A 16,716-nucleotide genomic window follows, 5' to 3' on the forward strand; every position below is an offset into this window, starting at 1 on the left:
CTATAGCATGAAATTAGAGTAAGTGCCGACACGCAATCAGAGATTCGTGACTACAATCCGCTACGCTGAGCCTGTCGACGTTTCTCTTCATACATTCGGACATCGGCGAGCTTAAGCATGTCATCAACATCTTTAAAGTCTGCGCTATACAAAGCAAAACCAACACTTACATGAATATTGATGAGATGCTGCTCAAAAATAACTGGCGTATGGCAAATGGCTTTCTGTAGCTCAATGTTTAGAACATCAACATCTTCAATAGAAGATATCCTTGGAAGCATAATTAAGAACTCGTCTCCACCAATGCGAGCCACCACATCTGAAGCCCTGAGTACGCTTTTAATTCTCTCTGCTACCGCAATCAATACCTTGTCCCCCGCTGCGTGACCGTAGGTATCATTGATTTGCTTAAATTTATCAAGATCAACATTGAGGATTGCAAATACCTCACCTTTTCCAGAATGAGAGACTGCGTCAAAATGCCCTTGAAGGGTATACATAAAATAACGACGGTTAGGTAACGACGTTAGCTCATCGTGAAGGGAGCGTCGATCTGCAGCTTGATATAGGCGAAAAATGGTGACAAAGGCAATCAGCAGAACCAGCACCATTGGATACCCTAGCAAACGAACTGCATGGACTCGGTACCACTCACTGTGTCGAAGCAAATCATCCTTAGTGGAAGCAGCTATTATCCAACTGCCGTATGGAAAGTGGACCGTTTCGGTGGCAAATGCGTTATCAAAAGTGCTCTGCGAGCCGTAAAAAACTTCTCCATCCAATCCCGAGCTGTTTATTCCACGCATTGCTAAATTGTATTTAAAAGAAAACTCTTCAGCACCAGCATCAATAAACAAGGTTTCCAATGAGATTACAACACTACATACGCCCCAGTAATCACGGTTGTATAGCGGATCGGTAAATATAGGTATGCGAGCAACAAGCGCCCTTCCCCCCTGAACCAAATTAACAGGACCAGCAATAAAGATCTCCTGAACCTCGCGGGCTTTCTTTATCGTTCGCCACTGACTTGGAACTGTTCGATAATCAAGTCCAAGTGCTTTCTCATTGCCTTCCAACGGGTAGATGTATTTGATGACATCATCAGGCGCCAAGCCGATGATAGTAACGTGGCTCGCTTTGCGCATAATGCTGGAAGCGAGTAAATCCCAACCTGAATATTCGAAACTGGGATTAGAAGCGACTAACGCCGATATATCGTTAACGGCGAATATGTCGTATACGATAGCTGACTCTAGCTCTGAACGAACAATAGACAACTCTTCTTTAGCGCGGTCTAACAAGCTATCTCTCAAAAAATTCTTTTGACTGCGATCGATAGACTCGATAAGTCCAACTGCCAAAGAAAACAGTGTAAAAGCCAGCAAGAACACTGACCATCGATTGCCAAAGCGATACTTCATTCCACCCCCACAAAAGCTCATCGAAAAGATCATGTTTGTTAGACCGATGAGTAGTAATGCCTCTATTCCTAACCAGTTAGAGGTATATAATTATTATTATGGCTATTGTTTTAGCACTTATATAAAAACTACATTAACTTGAGTGAGTTTTCATCGGTTAAAGATAAAATTATTGATAAGAGAGTGAATTTTGGATTTGTTTGAAGCCTTACCCTATGAACAAAGATGGATCGACTTACCGAATGGTCGATTATTGTGGTTAGACAACTTTATTTCATCCAATGAAGCCGACGAACTGATGTCTTCACTCAAATTAGAAACACCTTGGACACAAGAGCGAATACAGCTTTTTGGACGTAGCGTGCTACAACCGCGTTTGCAAGCTTGGTACGGAGATAAATCCTATTCCTACTCTGGCTTAACTATGCCTGCTATGCCAATGACGGAAAGATTACAATCCGTGAAGTCTCGATGCGAAGGCGTCGCCAACCAAACATTCAATTCAGTATTACTTAACTTGTATCGAGATGGTCAGGATTCGATGGGGGCTCATCAAGACAATGAGCCTGAGTTAGGACAAAACCCTACTATCGCTTCTCTCAGCCTTGGAGCTACACGACGATTTACTCTCAAACACCTGCATACAGGACAAAACCATGATATTGAGCTTAGCCATGGTAGCTTGCTCATCATGGCCGGAGAAATGCAACACCACTGGAAGCACAGCTTACCCAAAACTAACCAATCAATAGGTGAACGTATCAATCTCACCTTCAGAACCATTTTTTAATTTCTTACGCTACTTTTAAGTTACTTTTCTTCAACCACTTAGGTAACAGTACGCAGGCTACGTTAGCAATGATAATGAGCGAAAGACCTAACACTTGATACACACTGTAACTTTCTTTGTAGAACAGTACTTGCCATAACGCGGTAAACAATAAGTTGGTAAAAATGAGCGGTGCGAGCTGAGATCCGGACTCTGCTAGTTTATAGGCTTTTGAGCGAAATACTTGAGTATTGATGATCAGGAACGCCAGAACACCAAGCACCGCTATTATAAGCCAAGGATTAGTTCCAGCAGGCTGATACATAGTTTGATTATTGACTAAAGTCAGCGCTAAAAGCGGAGTAATCACCACAGCAGCATAGAGGAAAGTCCATAGGTTGATTTCAAACGCATTCAATCTACTCTTGCTGATGCGGTATAGGCTCAACTGCGAACCCGCATTAAACACCCCAGCTCCAAGGCCAATCAGGAGTTCTGGTCTGAAATTGAAGCCACTAACATCACCCGCTAACAAAACGACCCCGGTAAACGTAGTCACAAGCCCCACAATATTAACGACACTCAAGTGAACAGAAAATATAAGCTTTTCTAACACTGGAATAAACAATGGCCCTGTACCAAACAATACAACACTCTCAACGAGAGTCAGATGCTGTAGTGCATAGATAAAGCACACCTGACATGCACCAATGCAAAGCGCTCTCACCCAAAGAGGGACCTGTTCATTGCGGTCTGGCCATCTTACTTCTTTGCCAATAAACATCAAAAGGAGCACCATCGCAGGCAAGATAAAACGCAGAAAGCTTAGCAGGTTAGCATCAAAATGCTCGCTTAAAAATTTGGAAAACAGTCCGGTTAGTGACAAACTGAATGTTGAAGACAACATGAATAAAACTGGGTACAACTGATTTGGCATAACTCCTCCCTATTTGCTGCTAAGTTTAGAAGTCTGAAGCAGAAATAAAAAACGAGTAATATTTACAGGTTAAGTAAGAAAAACTTACAGATGAAAAAACTAGCACCTCTTAAGTCTATTTACTCCTTCATTGCTGTGGCAGAAACAGGCAGTATGACGGAGGCAGCCAATGAATTGAGCGTCAGCCACTCTGCTGTTAGCCAAGCTATCAAGTCACTCGAAACGCAAATCGGTCAGGCGTTGTTTATTCGGACGGGGCGAAAAGTGGCTCTCAACGCAGCTGGCCGCAGGTACTACAAACAAGTAGCCCCGGCAATAGAACAGATTGTAGCGGCCACTCAAAATCTGATTGACGAACAGCAGAGCCAGAGACTGACACTCAATATGGTCCACTCTCTGGCAATGCACTGGTGGATTCCCCGAGTCAATCGATTTAATCAGTATGCACCGCAACTGGATATACGCATTTCAAACCTAATCGGTAGCTTTGTTATGGAAAACGAAGGCATTGATGTCGCAATCATTCATGGAAACACTGACGATTGGCCTGATTACTACTGTGAATTACTAGCTAGGGATGAATTGGTAATGGCCGCTAGCCCTGAGCTAGTCAATGAAGAGACCACACCAGCATCTTTATTGGCTCAGTATCCCGCTATCGTTGCTGCTAACGACAGACGAAAATATGACTGGCAGGTATGGTGTGAAAACCATCAACTCTCTATGCCACCTTTTGCCAATAATTTAAGCTTTTCAGCCTCAATTCAAGCAGTTCAAGCGACCATTCGTAAACTGGGTGTCTTTGTGACACATCGACAGTTTATCCGGGATGATGTCAGTCATGGCTCTCTCGTCGAGGTTGGCCAGCCAGTCCTCAACCCTCATCAGGATTTTTACTTCGCCTGCCAGCCCGAGAAGCTTAAAAATGAACACGTTCTAATACTTCGCAATTGGCTTCGTAGCGAATTCAGTACTTAGCTGCCATTTATAGATTTTTTTATTATATAGAATGACACTAGGACTCCATTTTCTCTAAACTAATCATAGAGTTAAAAACGCCAATTTATTATCGATTATTATATTTGACCATCAAATACAATGAGTTACCTATGCGCCAAAATTTAGTGCCTTAAATTTAGCCCCAACTCATAAGCAATACGACTCATATAATTAATTGATCTCATTCAATTTCCTTTTCTAATACCTTCATTCAGACTCCTTTTTTTCTTCTAGACTTTAATTGCCGGATTGTGAATTTACGGGCAAGGAATCAAATGGCGAGTTTTGTAGGACAACATTTAGAAGAAATGGCGGATATGCGCTCTGCTCGCAAGTGCAAAGTCGTGCTCCTCTGTTCTGTCATTGCGCTCGTCATTTTAACCTATTACGGCTCTATCCATATTGCCAATCAAAACTACCTGTTTGGCACACTCAATATGCTGTGCGTGGCAGTGCTCTCTGCCAATCTTTGGTACCTCAGACTTAATCAGTCAGCCAACTTTTCAGACTTGGTGCTTTCATGTGTTTTGCTCTTTCAAGGAATGATGTTGCTACTATTCGGCGAACATATCTCCGATCGCCTTCTTTGGCTCTACCCTATTATGGCGGCTGTTATTTTTGTCTGTGAATTCCGCTATGGATTGCTGTTCAGTAGTAGCTTCTATGTTTTGACGATGATCACCTGTCTATTTACGGATTTAGTTTCTGTGCCACTGCAGCTCTCTGTAGATAGATTTCTGATCAGTTTATTTGCCCTATGCTTACTGTGTAATACCTCATCTTACTTCTACTCCAAAGTCGTCAACTATATTCAATCGCTCTATAAAGAGGGGATTGAAGACCTCGCTTATCGCGATCAACTCACTGGACTTGCGAATCGTTGGAGCTTTGAGAGCTGGGCAATGGAGAAATTAGAAGAAGTACGTGCCAATAAGACGGTCACCGCAATGGTGTTTCTCGATATTGATAACTTTAAGGCCATCAATGATACCTATGGCCATGATGTAGGGGATCGAGTTTTACAACATTTCTCAAAACGCCTAAAGAACAATATTCGCTCTAAAGACAGGAAGACACAGAAACACGACTATTCAATCGCACGTTATGCTGGTGATGAGTTTGTCTTACTTCTTTACGATGTACGAAGCATAAAAGACCTTAACAATATACTGGAGCGCATCTGTCATTTGTTTGAAGACAGCTACCAAAGCACAGAAAGGATTAATAAACTCACCGTAAGCGCTGGTGTCGCAATCTTTCCGACCGATGGAGACTCACTGCCAGAGCTCACTCGCTGTGCAGACAAAGCAATGTACGCCGCAAAACATAATGGAAAAAACCAATATCGATATTACCAAAGTGATCACGCTGGATCTGTCCCTGCAATCAAGAGTACCGATGCAGAGAAGGTAACCCCAATAAATAAGTTTAGCGGCTCATGAACATGAGCCATAGACAGATAGCCATCACAACCAACATCCAAGCAGCGTAACGAGCAGAATTAGGTTTATCCTTCTTTGGCACAACAATAGGCTTCATTGCGGTCTCTTTGGCAGCCCTTGCAGCAGTCGATAATGAGCTACGCTGTGCCATTTGATCGCGCCGAGCTTGCGCTTTATTCGCTACTTTGCCAAATCGGTGTAACTGATCAGCAGTAAGCTCCTGATTGGGATCGTAACGAGCGTTCGGGTCTTTGTGTTTCGGTACTACAGCCATCATCAACCTCCTCTCGAAGCAGTTCAGTTACAAACTAAGTATAGCTAACGATGTAACTGACAAATTTGTTTATTACTTGGTCATATCTCGGGATTTCCGAACAATAATGCAGCTACCTCATCATATAGCCTTGTTCTCAAGCCCTTTCATTAGTTTGTTTAAGCAAAGTCTTTGCCAATATTTGAAAGCATGTAAGAAATGATTTTTGGACAGAAATGTGATGAAGAGAGGAAATATACGTCCTCTGTAGATGGAATTTGCGTTTTTAAAATCGAATTGCGTTTTGTTTTGCATGTTATTACTCGCCGCCCACCATACAGACATAAGCGACGAGATTGTTGGTTTTATTTTAAAGGTACTCGCACAGATAAGCAGTTGCTGCAGTGACTTTAAGATCGAATGACGAGTCGCCTGCTACGTTAAATGACTCACCTTTGGTATACGTTACCCAATCCTCATCGCCAACACGTTTAACGGTTAAGCTACCTTGCACAACCGTCATACGTTCTGGTGCTGCCGTGCCAAATGTATATTCACCTGGAGCCATCACTCCTACACTAGATTGCGCACCATCTTGCTCAAACGCTAAAGATTGTACATTCCCTTCAAAATAACGGTTTGCTTTGATCATGCATCCTCCTTGAAATTTTCGATAAAAACTAAACGTTAGAGCTAGGTTTTATCGGAATCATTGACACCTAGCAAGTAAGTATTTCAACCGCACGCTAGGCGGTGCATTTACAAAGTGATATAAAAACAGTGGGTTGCCGTATAAATACCCAAAAGATAGGAGAATGTTCGATGTCTAAGGAAGAATCCAAGATCCCAACCAATAGATTATCTCGTTTTGGTCAGATGGCATCATTGGCGACCAAAATAGGCTCTAATGTCGTTGCGGAAGGAACAAAGCAATGGATGAAAGGTAATAAACCTAGTAAACAAGAGTTATTGCTTACTCCTACCAATATCAAACGCCTGGCCGATCAATTAGCACACCTACGCGGTGCAGCAATGAAAATAGGTCAAATGCTCTCTATGGATGCGGGTGATCTTCTTTCTCCTGAACTGGCCGATATTCTGGCTCGTTTACGCTCTGACGCCAACCCCATGTTGGCTAAGCAGCTCACACAAGTCATGTCGAGCAGCTTAGGCGACGATTGGAAATCTCAATTCCTGTCGTTTAACTTTAAACCAATAGCCAGCGCGTCAATCGGACAAGTACACTTTGCTCATACTGATGCGGGTGATCCCATAGCAGTCAAAGTTCAATATCCAGGTATCAGAAAAAGCATCGACAGTGATGTGGACAATGTGGCGACACTTCTTAATCTGGTAGGCTTAATTCCCAAAAATGTCGACATCAATGGCCTTCTTCAGCAAGCGAAAGAACAGCTTCATGACGAAGCCAACTATAAAAAAGAAGCCGAATATCTCGAAGCTTATCGAAGTCATTTGATTAATGAATCTCAGTTTGAAGTTCCAACAGTTTACCCTGCCGTGAGCTCTGAAACTGTGCTAACTATGTCTTACCTAGAAGGGCAGCCTATTGAAACAATTAGTGATTGCGATCAAACCACTCGCGATAAAGTGATGACCGCGTTGCTATCTCTTCTTTTTAGAGAGCTTTTTGAGTATCAACTTGTGCAAACAGACCCCAACTTTGCCAACTATCTGTTTAATCATGAGAGTAAGAAAATCGTTCTGTTGGATTTCGGAGCGACCAGAACATATAGCGACAAAATCAGTCAAGGTTATCAACGAGCGTTTAAAGCGGTGACTAATAATGATAACCATGCATTGGATAGCGCACTCTCTCAGATAGGTTTCTTTAGTCAAAATATTGAAAGCCAACAGAAAGCGGCGATTTTAAATCTAGTTGAGCAGGCCTGTGAACCTATGCTTTTCGATGGGGAGTACGATTTTGGCACCAGTGATTTGTCCATGCGATTGAGGGAAGCAGGGACAGTATTAAGTATGGAAAAGAACTACTGGCATACTCCGCCAGCAGATGCGCTGTTTCTCCATCGCAAGATAGGCGGACTATACTTATTAGCAGCAAGACTAAAGGCAAAAGTGAATGTTAAGGCATTGGTGGCACCTTATATTGACTAAAATAAACCGTGCATTTTTTGGGCTGAAGATCAAACTTATTATTGATAAGTAATGTCAATGAGAAAACTCTTACACCACAGCAATCGAATTAAAGGTAAACTTTCGATTTAGTTCCGCTGATCAGAGCAGTTTAGTGTGGCGTTAAACAGAACAACCAATGCACCCAAATTGAAAAAGCGCTCTTACATGGAAAAAGAAGCTTTTGTAAAATTATCTTTCGCAACGCTATTTTTCATTTTGGCGACAGCTTTTGCTGCGCTGCTTTTTTTCAGCTACAAAGATTACGTCCACCCTAAGAATGTCTACGGCCGTTGGATAGAAATCGGCACTCCTGAATACAACACTGAAATTCTGACGTTTAACGAAATAGGTGTTTATCGAAATGACCGGTTAATCACCACTAACTTCGACTTTGACGGAAAGCTAGTCACGGTAACAACGGGTGGTGGTATTTCAATTTATCAAATTGCAGGTACCTTCGAATCACCTCAACTTCGTCGTCTAGAACCCAACAGCCCAACACAGCGATTTATCAAAGCCGGTTATGAAAACACGGTTGATATGGAAGGCGGCGGAGGCTCTGCCAAAAATCGCCGAGCCGCTTTATCTGAACACTTCAGCAGTAAGAAATAAACAGAGCGTTGCTCAGTTTATTGATTTACCGTCATCAGAAATGAAGGCGAATAAGACCTGTCGGAAAAATGTCGGTAGTGTGCCTACTGACAACCCCTTATACTTGTCCTCATAACTTCAACAATAAGACCCCTTAAATGAATGAGTTAGTTGCTTTATTGCCTCAGAACCTTGTGACTATGCTGCAAAGCTGGGATACCAACGTTCTGTTCATCACTGCCGCAAGTTTCTTTGCTTGGATCGCATGGCGCATCATCTACGGTAGACTAGAGATTCTTGTCGGCAAAACCAAATTCCACTGGGATGACCTTACTCTACACGCACTCAAAACGCCCGTCAGCACACTGATTTGGTGTTGGCCCGCGACAATTTCACTTGGATTCATTCTGCAAGACTACATGGGGTCTAAGCTGAACTGGCTAAGTACTTTAAAGCTTCTACTGGTGATCGCTATCTTTATCTGGATCACCATGCGGCTGATAAACAATGTCGAAGAGTATGTTTTAAAACAGAAGTCTAGGGACGAGACGACAGTCCAAGCGATAGCCAAGGTGTCGAGGCTGTTCTTCATTACCATTGGTATGCTGACCATCATGCAGGCATTTGGCCTAAGCTTGTCCGGTTTACTGACCTTTGGTGGTGTCGGTGGCTTGGTTGTGGGTTTAGCAGCCAAAGACCTCCTCTCTAACTTCTTTGGCGGTATGATGATTTATTTCGATCGTCCGTTTAAAGTCGGAGACTGGATCCGCTCTCCGGATCGCCAGATCGAAGGCACCGTAGAGCGCATCGGGTGGCGAATGACGATTATCCGCACTTTCGACAAACGACCTCTTTATGTTCCTAACTCAGTATTCAGCAACATAGTGGTGGAAAACCCATCACGAATGCTCAACCGAAGAATCAAAGAGACGATTGGTGTTCGCTACGATGATGGAGAGAAGGTTGCTCAAATCGTAAAAGACATTAAGACAATGTTGAAAAGTCACCCTGATATTGATACCAAGCAGACTCTCATCGTCAACTTCAACGCTTTTGGTCCGTCATCTCTGCAAATGATGGTGTATACCTTCACCAAAACCGTTAACTGGATTCGCTATCATGAAGTCAAAGAAGATGTTCTGTTAAAAATCATGTCTATCATTCACAAGCATGGCGCAGATATCGCGTACCCAACTCAAACCTTGAAGTTTGAGCCGCAATTTTCAGACGAACAGACGCCAAACGAACTCTAATAATAAAGCCCTCATTCGAGGGCTTCTATTTATGTTTGAGTCACAGGTTCTCTTTCCACTGGGTCTTCAGCGTGTTCGGCATACCAATAGAGCCAGATCATTGATAGACAGACGATAAAGCAGAAACCAAATAACCAGTTAGCGCCTAACCACTCAATCATCATTCCCCCAAGCAATGGACCAATTGCAAAACCCAACGTATAGAGCGCCGTCGCACCGAAGTAAGAGCCCCTCAAATGGGCAGGCGCGAGTCGATCAATTTGAACGTTAATGGTTGGGAAAGTCACCACCTCTCCGAGGCTGATAATAAAGCTGGCTATCGCCCAGCCTATCGCGGCATCTTTTGGTGACACAATAAATGCCAGTTGCCCAATAGCAATCAGGATCATCCCTATGCGAGTACGGGTAAAAAGCGGAAGCTTTTCCATCAGTTTAAGTAGCGGGAACTGAAATAGAACAATGGTCGCGGTGTTGATAAACAATAGCATCGCAATCAATGTGGCAGACTCTTCAATGCCACTTCGCACAATAACCTGAGGAACTGATGATTCGAGCTGCGCATAAACGAACATCAACATCAGATTAGCCAACATCAACAAGACGAAGATTCGGTCTTTACTGATGACTTTCAACGTCTGGCGAAAATTGGGTAATTGTGAACGATCCGGTTGCTTAAACTTGCCTTTACGTTCAATACCAAAAAGAATCCAAAAGCAATACGCTAAGTGAGTAAACCCAGTCACCATAAACAGGCTTTGAGGATCCGATAATGCTAGCGTTACCCCAATAAGAGGCCCTATTGCCCCGCCAATATTAAGCAAAAAGTAACGTGTGTTAAGTGCCAGCTCTCGGTCTTTCAGATCATCAAGCGAGTCTCCTAACACCGCCTTAGCTGGCCCATCAATGAGAGGATGCATCAAGCCAGTAAAGAGAATGAGAATGTAGAAATGCCAAACTTCACTCGCCAAAGCGATGCCGTTATACGCAAAAAAAGCGATGATACAGCCGGCCGACATCAGCCACTTTCTGCCGAACTTGTCAGATAGATAACCCGAATATAGCCCAGCGACTGAACCTATCAAGGCAGACGCTGCAAGCATCGAACCGACCTCGATAGCAGAGGTACCATAATCCTGATAGAGGAAGACAATCAAAAACGGCCAGGCCATGAAATAACTGGTCCTAGCAATGAGTACGCCAATTAGAACTGTCCAAACGGAAAAGTTAAAACGTTTCACCCTTTCCCATTGAAAAAGACTTTGTTCTTTATCCATTGGCTTACTCCTTCATTAACCAGCTTGTTGCATAAATGTTAACTTAGAGTACATGAGTTTTCGATGTAAAAGATAGCGTTATTTATAATTCCAATAAAAAGGCCCGCAATACGCAGGCCTAGTCAAAATATCGTTTATTTTCTATGGAGTTATAGTATCTAATTCTGAAAGCTTAAATCACCTTTTACCCACTTTTCATTCTGGTTTTTCCACCAGAATGACGTGTTTATCTCATCATTGAGCTCAAGTGTTTCTCCAACCATAGGTGTCACTAATCTCGCGCCCGTAACTTTGGCTTCTTCGATGAGATCGGTCATGGGTTCATCCCATTTGTGAGCAAACAGCTCGAAAGTGGACCAATGAACTGGGAACAATTGCTCTGCGCCCAGATCCATAAATGCCTGCATCGTATGTCGCGCTTGCATATGCCCCCAGTTTTCGACAGGGAAACCTTTACCCTCTTTCACATTGGCGGCCACTTCAATGAATGCCATATCAAACGGTCCGAGTTTTTTTCCGATCTCTTTAAAATGTGTGTCGTACGCTGAATCACCGCTGTAAAACAATGAGCCAGATTTACCAAGGATGGCCCAAGAAGCCCAAAGCGTGCTATTGGAATCAAAACCAGTACGGCCAGAATTATGGTTTGCTGGGGCTGCAGTCAGCTTAACGCCATTGATAGTGGTCGACTCCCACCAATCTAATTCTTGGATCTTAGCAGGACTTACGCCCCACTTTTCTAAATGGCGCCCTACCGCCAACGGCACCATGAAGGCGACATCTTTATCGGCGTAGTAACGAATCGTCGACTCTTCTAAATGATCATAATGATCGTGTGAAATCACAATAGCGTCTGGTAGAGGTAATTCATCACGTTTAACCGGCGCTTTTACATTACGGGAGAAAAACTTTTTCGCCACCCAAGGTGACGCGTGCTCAAACACAGGGTCAATAAGGATTCGAGTTCGGTCTATATCGATAAATAGACTTGAGTGTCCTAACCAAGTAACACGCATATCATCACTGCGTTGCGCCAGTTTGACCATATTGACGGGAACATGGGGCAACATGGTTTGAGGCTTGAGGGAGCCTCGTTGGAAAAAGAATTTCCACATCACTGCAGACATACTCTCTGAGCTTGGCACGCTAGGCATTCTAGCCACTACTTTGCCATTTTTAAATTGCTTTGAGTTGACGATTCTTTTCGCTCTCAGCCGTTCGCTCTGTTGACGCTCAACACCGCTTTCGGTGTTAAGAAGCTGGCTGAATCCCATTACACCTAGTGCTGAATTTGCCGATGCTTTAATCCGATTGCTCATTTTCATGACCTAGTAGCTACCCAAGAAAGTAAACGATGGTGTATACTTTAGACACTACAACATTAAAAGTAAACACCATCGTTTACTTTAAGTATCTTGAGATGAGTGCATGATTAAACGAAGCGATATAAAACAAGAAGATATCATCAGGTCCGCCATTGAAGTTTTCTCTCAAAAAGGCTTTGAGCAGGCCAGTATGGAAGGTATTTCTAAACATGCTGGGGTTTCAAAACGCACGTTATACAAATACTACCCAAACAAAGATGCTCTATTTGAGGTCATTGTAGATAAGCTAATATGTCGCTTTGATGAACAATGTGAGCTGAAATTTGAACCTTCTGTGTCAGTGGCAGCACAACTTATCGATATCACACTCAAGCAGATGTGTTACATCAATACCGACGATTTTCAAATGACCGCACGCTTAGTCATGGCGGAATGCATTCGATGCCCTCACACTTCTCAGTTGCTGATGAAACGTTTCGAGGCTATCGAGGACTCTTATGGCCTTAATCAGTGGGTAAAACAAGGCATTGAGGCTGGGGTGCTTGAAGTCGATGACATCTCCATGGCTGTTGAACAATTTATCGGCAGTATTAAAGCCGTCGTTTTTTGGCCTCAATTACTTGGGCATCAACCTCCGGCAAACTGTGAACTACTAAAAAGTGCAGTAGAATGTGCAACTCACACCTTCGTTGCACGTTATCAGACGAAATAACGTCTCTCTGGGCAAGAATACCAAGTCAAGTTCTTGCCTCTCTCTTCTAACCATTTGTCTAATTAGCAATAACTAAATAAAAGTCCAGACTCAAAGTAAATACCTGTTGTAAATAGCCAATAACAACTATTCTTATAAATAAGAATCTTAGGTGTCTATAATTGTTTCTATTTTGAGAAAATTTAATTATTCTCATCCAACTTAGAAAATAAAATAAATAAAAAACACACTCTCAAATTATTGAGTAAAACATCTAATTATTATCTAACCCACTATTAATTAGTAAATAATTTAATCTATCTCCCTCAATCTAAAACAATACACCATCAGTCTTAATATTGAGCCACCTTATATCATTGCAACCTATATAAAGATGTTATAAAAATGCGCCTTGCTATTTTTATTTGTTAAAACCTTACAGGGATTACATGTATTTCAGGAGCTCACAATGAGTGAACGAGGAAGGATACGTATTACCAATTATCACGGTAAAGTCTTTTATCGTCTTATTGACTGCTTGGTAATACTCTGTGCGTTGTACATTGCTATCAAAGCAAATGCGCACATTGTTACCTTAGGCTACATCTCTGCAGGTCTGTTGGGTGTTATCATCTACTCTTTCATCGCTGAAAGTCTGGATATATACAGCCATTGGCGTACTGCTAAACTTCGTTCTCTGGCGCTTTATACTTCTTTTTGTTGGGTCTCTACCGTTGGTGGACTCACGTTACTCAGCTACTTTTCAAAAACTGGCCCAGACTTTTCCCGTCTAATTATTGGTTATTGGATTGTACTCACTTTTGCAGCTCTGCTTATTTGGCGCATGTTCGCTTTCATGGCACTTTATTACCTCCACCAGCGGGGCGTTCATACAAAAAAAGCAGCCATTATAGGTTTAACTCCACAAGGATTAGAACTATCAAACAACTTGCGTAATCATCCAGAATTAGGAATTAAGCTCACGGGTTTCTATGATGATCGAGAGCCGAAGCGACTAACCAGTGATTTACCTATATTAGGCACAATAAAAGATGCATTAGCGCTAGCAAAGAATGGCGAAGTGCAAAATATCTATATTGCTTTGCCAATGCAGGCACAAAAACGTATTTCAGATATTTTGGAAGCCTTTTCTGACAGTACCGTAAATACGTATGTCGTGCCCGATTTCTTCACGTTTAATCTATTGCATTCCCGTTGGTACACCATAGGTGAAGTCAACGCATTCAGCATATTCGACACACCGTTTAATGGGTTATCGACTTGGTTAAAACGTTTAGAAGATTTGGTTTTGAGCAGCTTAATTCTTGTGTTGATTAGCCCAGTACTTCTTGCCGTCGCGATCGGTGTAAAAATCTCTTCTCCGGGCCCCATCATTTTCAAGCAGCTTCGATACGGCCTGGATGGTAAGCCGATCAAAGTGTGGAAATTCCGTAGCATGAAGGTAATGGATAATGGCACTAAGGTCGCTCAGGCAACAAAGAACGACCCGCGTGTGACTAAGTTCGGGGCTTTCATTCGTCGTACTTCATTGGACGAGCTCCCACAGTTTATCAACGTACTGCAAGGTCGCATGTCTATCGTTGGCCCACGTCCTCACGCTGTCGCGCACAACGAAGAGTATCGCAATATTGTGAACCGTTACATGTTGCGCCACAAAGTGAAACCAGGCATTACAGGTTGGGCTCAGGTTAACGGATGGCGCGGCGAAACCAACACCATCGACAAGATGGAAAAGCGCGTGCAATTCGACCTGGATTACATCCACAGATGGTCTCTATGGTTCGATATTAAGATTGTTTTTCTTACAGTTTTCAAAGGTTTTGTTGGCAAAAATGCCTATTAAGTCATGGACATGATGTTTATTATGAATAGATTCAACAAACTCACATCAATCACAAGCGGGTTTCTGACTCTTGCGGTTTCTCATTCGGTCTATGCGGCGCCAACACCAGTGCCAATTGAAACAGAATCGGGTATCGCAATTGTGCCTTACCTGAACCTCTACAGTGGCTACAACAGTAACGTGGCGAAAGAAGAGTTTGATGAAACCAGCTCTTGGTTCGCTGTCTATGAACCCGGTGTCGGGTTTGAGCTGGAAAGTGACAAACAAAAGCACAATCTTGGCTATCGCATCCAGCGCGGTGAGTTTTTTAGCTCACAACGCGACAACTATACCGATCACTTTCTTGACCTGACCAGTTACTGGGAAGCGAACTCAAGAAATGCGCTTGATCTACGCTACAGCTTAGCCAAAACGCATGAAAACCGTGGTGACAACGATACAACCTCCAACCTCGACTACAACAAATATGTCTCTAATTCGTTCAACCTTGGCTATCGCTATGGCAGCACCGAAGCAAAAGGTCAAATAGAAGCGAATGTCGGTTGGGGTGATTTGTCATACAAGAACAACCGAAATGTGACCCGATACCAAAACTGGGACGAAGGAAGATTCAGTACCGCTTTCTTCTACAAAGCATTTCCTAAAACATCGCTGTTAGCGCAGTACATCGTCAATGATCGTAGCTACAACGAAGTCGCGCCGGGTTCCAGTGAACGTGATAGCTTGCACCATTTTGTTTACCTAGGTACCTCATGGGATGCCACCGGTAAGCTGCGCGGCAGTGTTAAAATTGGTTATCAGAACAAAGAGTTTGACACATCACAGCGAGAGGATTTTGACTCATTTTCATGGGACGTTGACGTTGCGTACATGCTGAGAAGCTACTCAGCACTCGAACTGAAATCTAGCCGTAAATCCACTGACCCTAATGGTTTGGGTGGTGCAATTGATACCTCAGTCTACAACGCTAATTGGTCACACAACTGGTCAGAAATTATCTCTACGCATACTGAGCTTTCTTATCTGTCTGAAGATTACACTGACAGTAGTCGCAAAGACGATACTTCCAAAGCGAGTGTTTATCTTGATTACGATTTTCGTCGTTGGTTGACGTTCAAAGGCGGGGTGTCTTACGAATCTCGTGATTCTAATCTAAGCAACTTTAGCTATGACCAGTCTGTCTACTACGTAGCAGTAGAAGGTGTGATGTAAGCTCATGAAGTCTCTATTTTCAATTCTGCTGCTATGTGTTTCGTTTCAAGTCTTTGCTAGCGATGAGCTTTATCGTCTTGGCGTTGGCGATCTGATTAAGGTGCAGGTTTATGACGAACCTGAACTGTCACTAGAAACCCGCGTTAGCGATAGTGGCTCTATCGATTACCCTTTCCTTGGCAGCATCGCTCTCAAAGGCCGCACTCTAAGAGAAGTCAAGCAGTCCATTCATGATGGATTGCTTGACGGCTATCTGGTCAACCCGAACGTCTACGTCAGTGTCGTGGAATATCGTCCTTACTTTATCAACGGCGAAGTCATCACGTCTGGCGGTTACCCGTTTCATCCCGGGCTAACCGTGAATAAGGCCATTACTATTGCGGGTGGATTTACTGAGCGAGCTTCAAAGTCAAAAATCTTCGTTTCGTCCAGCGACGAACCAGATTCAAAACCAACTCGTGTCTCCCTACTTCACCGAATCCAACCTGGTGACATTATCACCGTTGAAGAAAGCTTCTTTTAATTGAA

The 16,716-nt window shown here is 43.0% G+C and carries 16 protein-coding genes; 10 read left to right on the forward strand and 6 right to left on the reverse strand.

Annotated features, from left to right (window positions below):
* Positions 1–50: 50 nt before the first annotated feature.
* Positions 51–1,424, reverse strand: coding sequence for a diguanylate cyclase (locus FIU99_RS19265; protein WP_039952048.1), 1,374 nt, complete (start codon positions 1,422–1,424; stop codon positions 51–53).
* A 190-nt stretch (positions 1,425–1,614) separates the two neighbouring features.
* On the opposite strand from FIU99_RS19265, the gene FIU99_RS19270 reads away from it, so the two are divergent.
* Positions 1,615–2,214 (forward strand): alpha-ketoglutarate-dependent dioxygenase AlkB, encoded by a 600-nt coding sequence (locus FIU99_RS19270; protein WP_152472486.1) that lies wholly within the window; start codon positions 1,615–1,617, stop codon positions 2,212–2,214.
* Between the two features lie 4 nt (positions 2,215–2,218).
* On the opposite strand, the gene FIU99_RS19275 is transcribed toward FIU99_RS19270, so the two are convergent.
* Positions 2,219–3,130, reverse strand: coding sequence for a DMT family transporter (locus FIU99_RS19275; protein ID WP_152472487.1), 912 nt, complete (start codon positions 3,128–3,130; stop codon positions 2,219–2,221).
* A 90-nt stretch (positions 3,131–3,220) separates the two neighbouring features.
* Between FIU99_RS19275 and FIU99_RS19280 the strand changes: the two genes are divergently transcribed.
* Together FIU99_RS19280 and FIU99_RS19285 are read left to right on the forward strand one after the other, a co-directional pair.
* Positions 3,221–4,108, forward strand: coding sequence for a LysR substrate-binding domain-containing protein (locus FIU99_RS19280; RefSeq protein WP_152472488.1), 888 nt, complete (start codon positions 3,221–3,223; stop codon positions 4,106–4,108).
* A gap of 296 nt (positions 4,109–4,404) precedes the next feature.
* Positions 4,405–5,571, forward strand: coding sequence for a GGDEF domain-containing protein (locus tag FIU99_RS19285; RefSeq protein ID WP_006960560.1), 1,167 nt, complete (start codon positions 4,405–4,407; stop codon positions 5,569–5,571).
* On the opposite strand, the gene FIU99_RS19290 is transcribed toward FIU99_RS19285, so the two are convergent.
* Together FIU99_RS19290 and FIU99_RS19295 are read right to left on the reverse strand one after the other, a co-directional pair.
* Entirely contained in the window at positions 5,558–5,845 is a 288-nt protein-coding gene (locus FIU99_RS19290; protein WP_039951941.1) for a hypothetical protein, read from the reverse strand. The genes FIU99_RS19285 and FIU99_RS19290 overlap by 14 nt on opposite strands.
* A gap of 349 nt (positions 5,846–6,194) precedes the next feature.
* Positions 6,195–6,476: a pyrimidine/purine nucleoside phosphorylase gene (locus FIU99_RS19295; protein ID WP_064486068.1), complete on the reverse strand. Its 282-nt coding sequence runs from the start codon at positions 6,474–6,476 to the stop codon at positions 6,195–6,197.
* 170 nt (positions 6,477–6,646) lie between these two features.
* Here FIU99_RS19295 and FIU99_RS19300 point away from each other — a divergent pair, with 170 nt between their 5' ends.
* The 3 genes from FIU99_RS19300 to FIU99_RS19310 all read left to right on the forward strand — a co-directional run bounded on the left by FIU99_RS19300 (position 6,647) and on the right by FIU99_RS19310 (position 9,822).
* Positions 6,647–7,957, forward strand: a complete 1,311-nt coding sequence (locus FIU99_RS19300; RefSeq protein WP_152472489.1) for an AarF/ABC1/UbiB kinase family protein — start codon at positions 6,647–6,649, stop codon at positions 7,955–7,957.
* A gap of 186 nt (positions 7,958–8,143) precedes the next feature.
* Entirely contained in the window at positions 8,144–8,590 is a 447-nt protein-coding gene (locus FIU99_RS19305; RefSeq protein ID WP_039951939.1) for a DUF2850 domain-containing protein, read from the forward strand.
* A 137-nt stretch (positions 8,591–8,727) separates the two neighbouring features.
* On the forward strand, positions 8,728–9,822 hold the full coding sequence (locus FIU99_RS19310; protein ID WP_006960555.1) for a mechanosensitive ion channel family protein: 1,095 nt from the start codon (positions 8,728–8,730) through the stop codon (positions 9,820–9,822).
* A 29-nt stretch (positions 9,823–9,851) separates the two neighbouring features.
* Here the strand turns inward: FIU99_RS19310 and FIU99_RS19315 are convergent, their stop codons facing one another.
* Entirely contained in the window at positions 9,852–11,096 is a 1,245-nt protein-coding gene (locus FIU99_RS19315; RefSeq protein ID WP_039951937.1) for an MFS transporter, read from the reverse strand.
* A 158-nt stretch (positions 11,097–11,254) separates the two neighbouring features.
* Positions 11,255–12,415, reverse strand: coding sequence for an MBL fold metallo-hydrolase (locus FIU99_RS19320; protein WP_152472490.1), 1,161 nt, complete (start codon positions 12,413–12,415; stop codon positions 11,255–11,257).
* Positions 12,416–12,524: 109 nt separating this feature from the next.
* Between FIU99_RS19320 and FIU99_RS19325 the strand changes: the two genes are divergently transcribed.
* From FIU99_RS19325 to vpsN, 4 genes are all read left to right on the forward strand, one after another.
* Positions 12,525–13,133 carry a TetR/AcrR family transcriptional regulator gene (locus FIU99_RS19325; RefSeq protein WP_006960550.1) on the forward strand — a complete coding sequence of 203 codons (609 nt, stop codon included), beginning with the start codon at positions 12,525–12,527 and terminating at the stop codon, positions 13,131–13,133.
* Between the two features lie 448 nt (positions 13,134–13,581).
* Positions 13,582–14,976: an exopolysaccharide biosynthesis glycosyltransferase VpsL gene (vpsL, locus tag FIU99_RS19330; protein WP_152472491.1), complete on the forward strand. Its 1,395-nt coding sequence runs from the start codon at positions 13,582–13,584 to the stop codon at positions 14,974–14,976.
* A 12-nt stretch (positions 14,977–14,988) separates the two neighbouring features.
* Complete coding sequence (locus tag FIU99_RS19335) at positions 14,989–16,188, forward strand: outer membrane beta-barrel protein (protein ID WP_172974083.1); 1,200 nt, start codon at positions 14,989–14,991, stop codon at positions 16,186–16,188.
* A 4-nt stretch (positions 16,189–16,192) separates the two neighbouring features.
* Complete coding sequence (vpsN, locus tag FIU99_RS19340) at positions 16,193–16,711, forward strand: exopolysaccharide export protein VpsN (protein WP_040121360.1); 519 nt, start codon at positions 16,193–16,195, stop codon at positions 16,709–16,711.
* The last annotated feature ends 5 nt before the right edge of the window (positions 16,712–16,716 follow it).

Source organism: Vibrio sp. THAF64 (assembly GCF_009363455.1).
Lineage (GTDB): Bacteria > Pseudomonadota > Gammaproteobacteria > Enterobacterales > Vibrionaceae > Vibrio > Vibrio coralliilyticus.

Bases quoted from the DNA above. Each gene is read 5' to 3' on its own strand.
- FIU99_RS19320 (WP_152472490.1), bottom strand. From the start codon at position 12,415: ATGAGCAATCGGATTAAAGCATCGGCAAATTCAGCACTAGGTGTAATG.
- FIU99_RS19305 (WP_039951939.1), top strand. From the start codon at position 8,144: ATGGAAAAAGAAGCTTTTGTAAAATTATCTTTCGCAACGCTATTTTTC.
- FIU99_RS19325 (WP_006960550.1), top strand. From the start codon at position 12,525: ATGATTAAACGAAGCGATATAAAACAAGAAGATATCATCAGGTCCGCC.
- FIU99_RS19300 (WP_152472489.1), top strand. From the start codon at position 6,647: ATGTCTAAGGAAGAATCCAAGATCCCAACCAATAGATTATCTCGTTTT.
- FIU99_RS19335 (WP_172974083.1), top strand. From the start codon at position 14,989: ATGTTTATTATGAATAGATTCAACAAACTCACATCAATCACAAGCGGG.
- FIU99_RS19315 (WP_039951937.1), bottom strand. From the start codon at position 11,096: ATGGATAAAGAACAAAGTCTTTTTCAATGGGAAAGGGTGAAACGTTTT.
- FIU99_RS19310 (WP_006960555.1), top strand. From the start codon at position 8,728: ATGAATGAGTTAGTTGCTTTATTGCCTCAGAACCTTGTGACTATGCTG.
- vpsN (WP_040121360.1), top strand. From the start codon at position 16,193: ATGAAGTCTCTATTTTCAATTCTGCTGCTATGTGTTTCGTTTCAAGTC.
- FIU99_RS19275 (WP_152472487.1), bottom strand. From the start codon at position 3,130: ATGCCAAATCAGTTGTACCCAGTTTTATTCATGTTGTCTTCAACATTC.
- FIU99_RS19290 (WP_039951941.1), bottom strand. From the start codon at position 5,845: ATGGCTGTAGTACCGAAACACAAAGACCCGAACGCTCGTTACGATCCC.
- FIU99_RS19280 (WP_152472488.1), top strand. From the start codon at position 3,221: ATGAAAAAACTAGCACCTCTTAAGTCTATTTACTCCTTCATTGCTGTG.
- FIU99_RS19285 (WP_006960560.1), top strand. From the start codon at position 4,405: ATGGCGAGTTTTGTAGGACAACATTTAGAAGAAATGGCGGATATGCGC.
- vpsL (WP_152472491.1), top strand. From the start codon at position 13,582: ATGAGTGAACGAGGAAGGATACGTATTACCAATTATCACGGTAAAGTC.
- FIU99_RS19295 (WP_064486068.1), bottom strand. From the start codon at position 6,476: ATGATCAAAGCAAACCGTTATTTTGAAGGGAATGTACAATCTTTAGCG.
- FIU99_RS19265 (WP_039952048.1), bottom strand. From the start codon at position 1,424: ATGAAGTATCGCTTTGGCAATCGATGGTCAGTGTTCTTGCTGGCTTTT.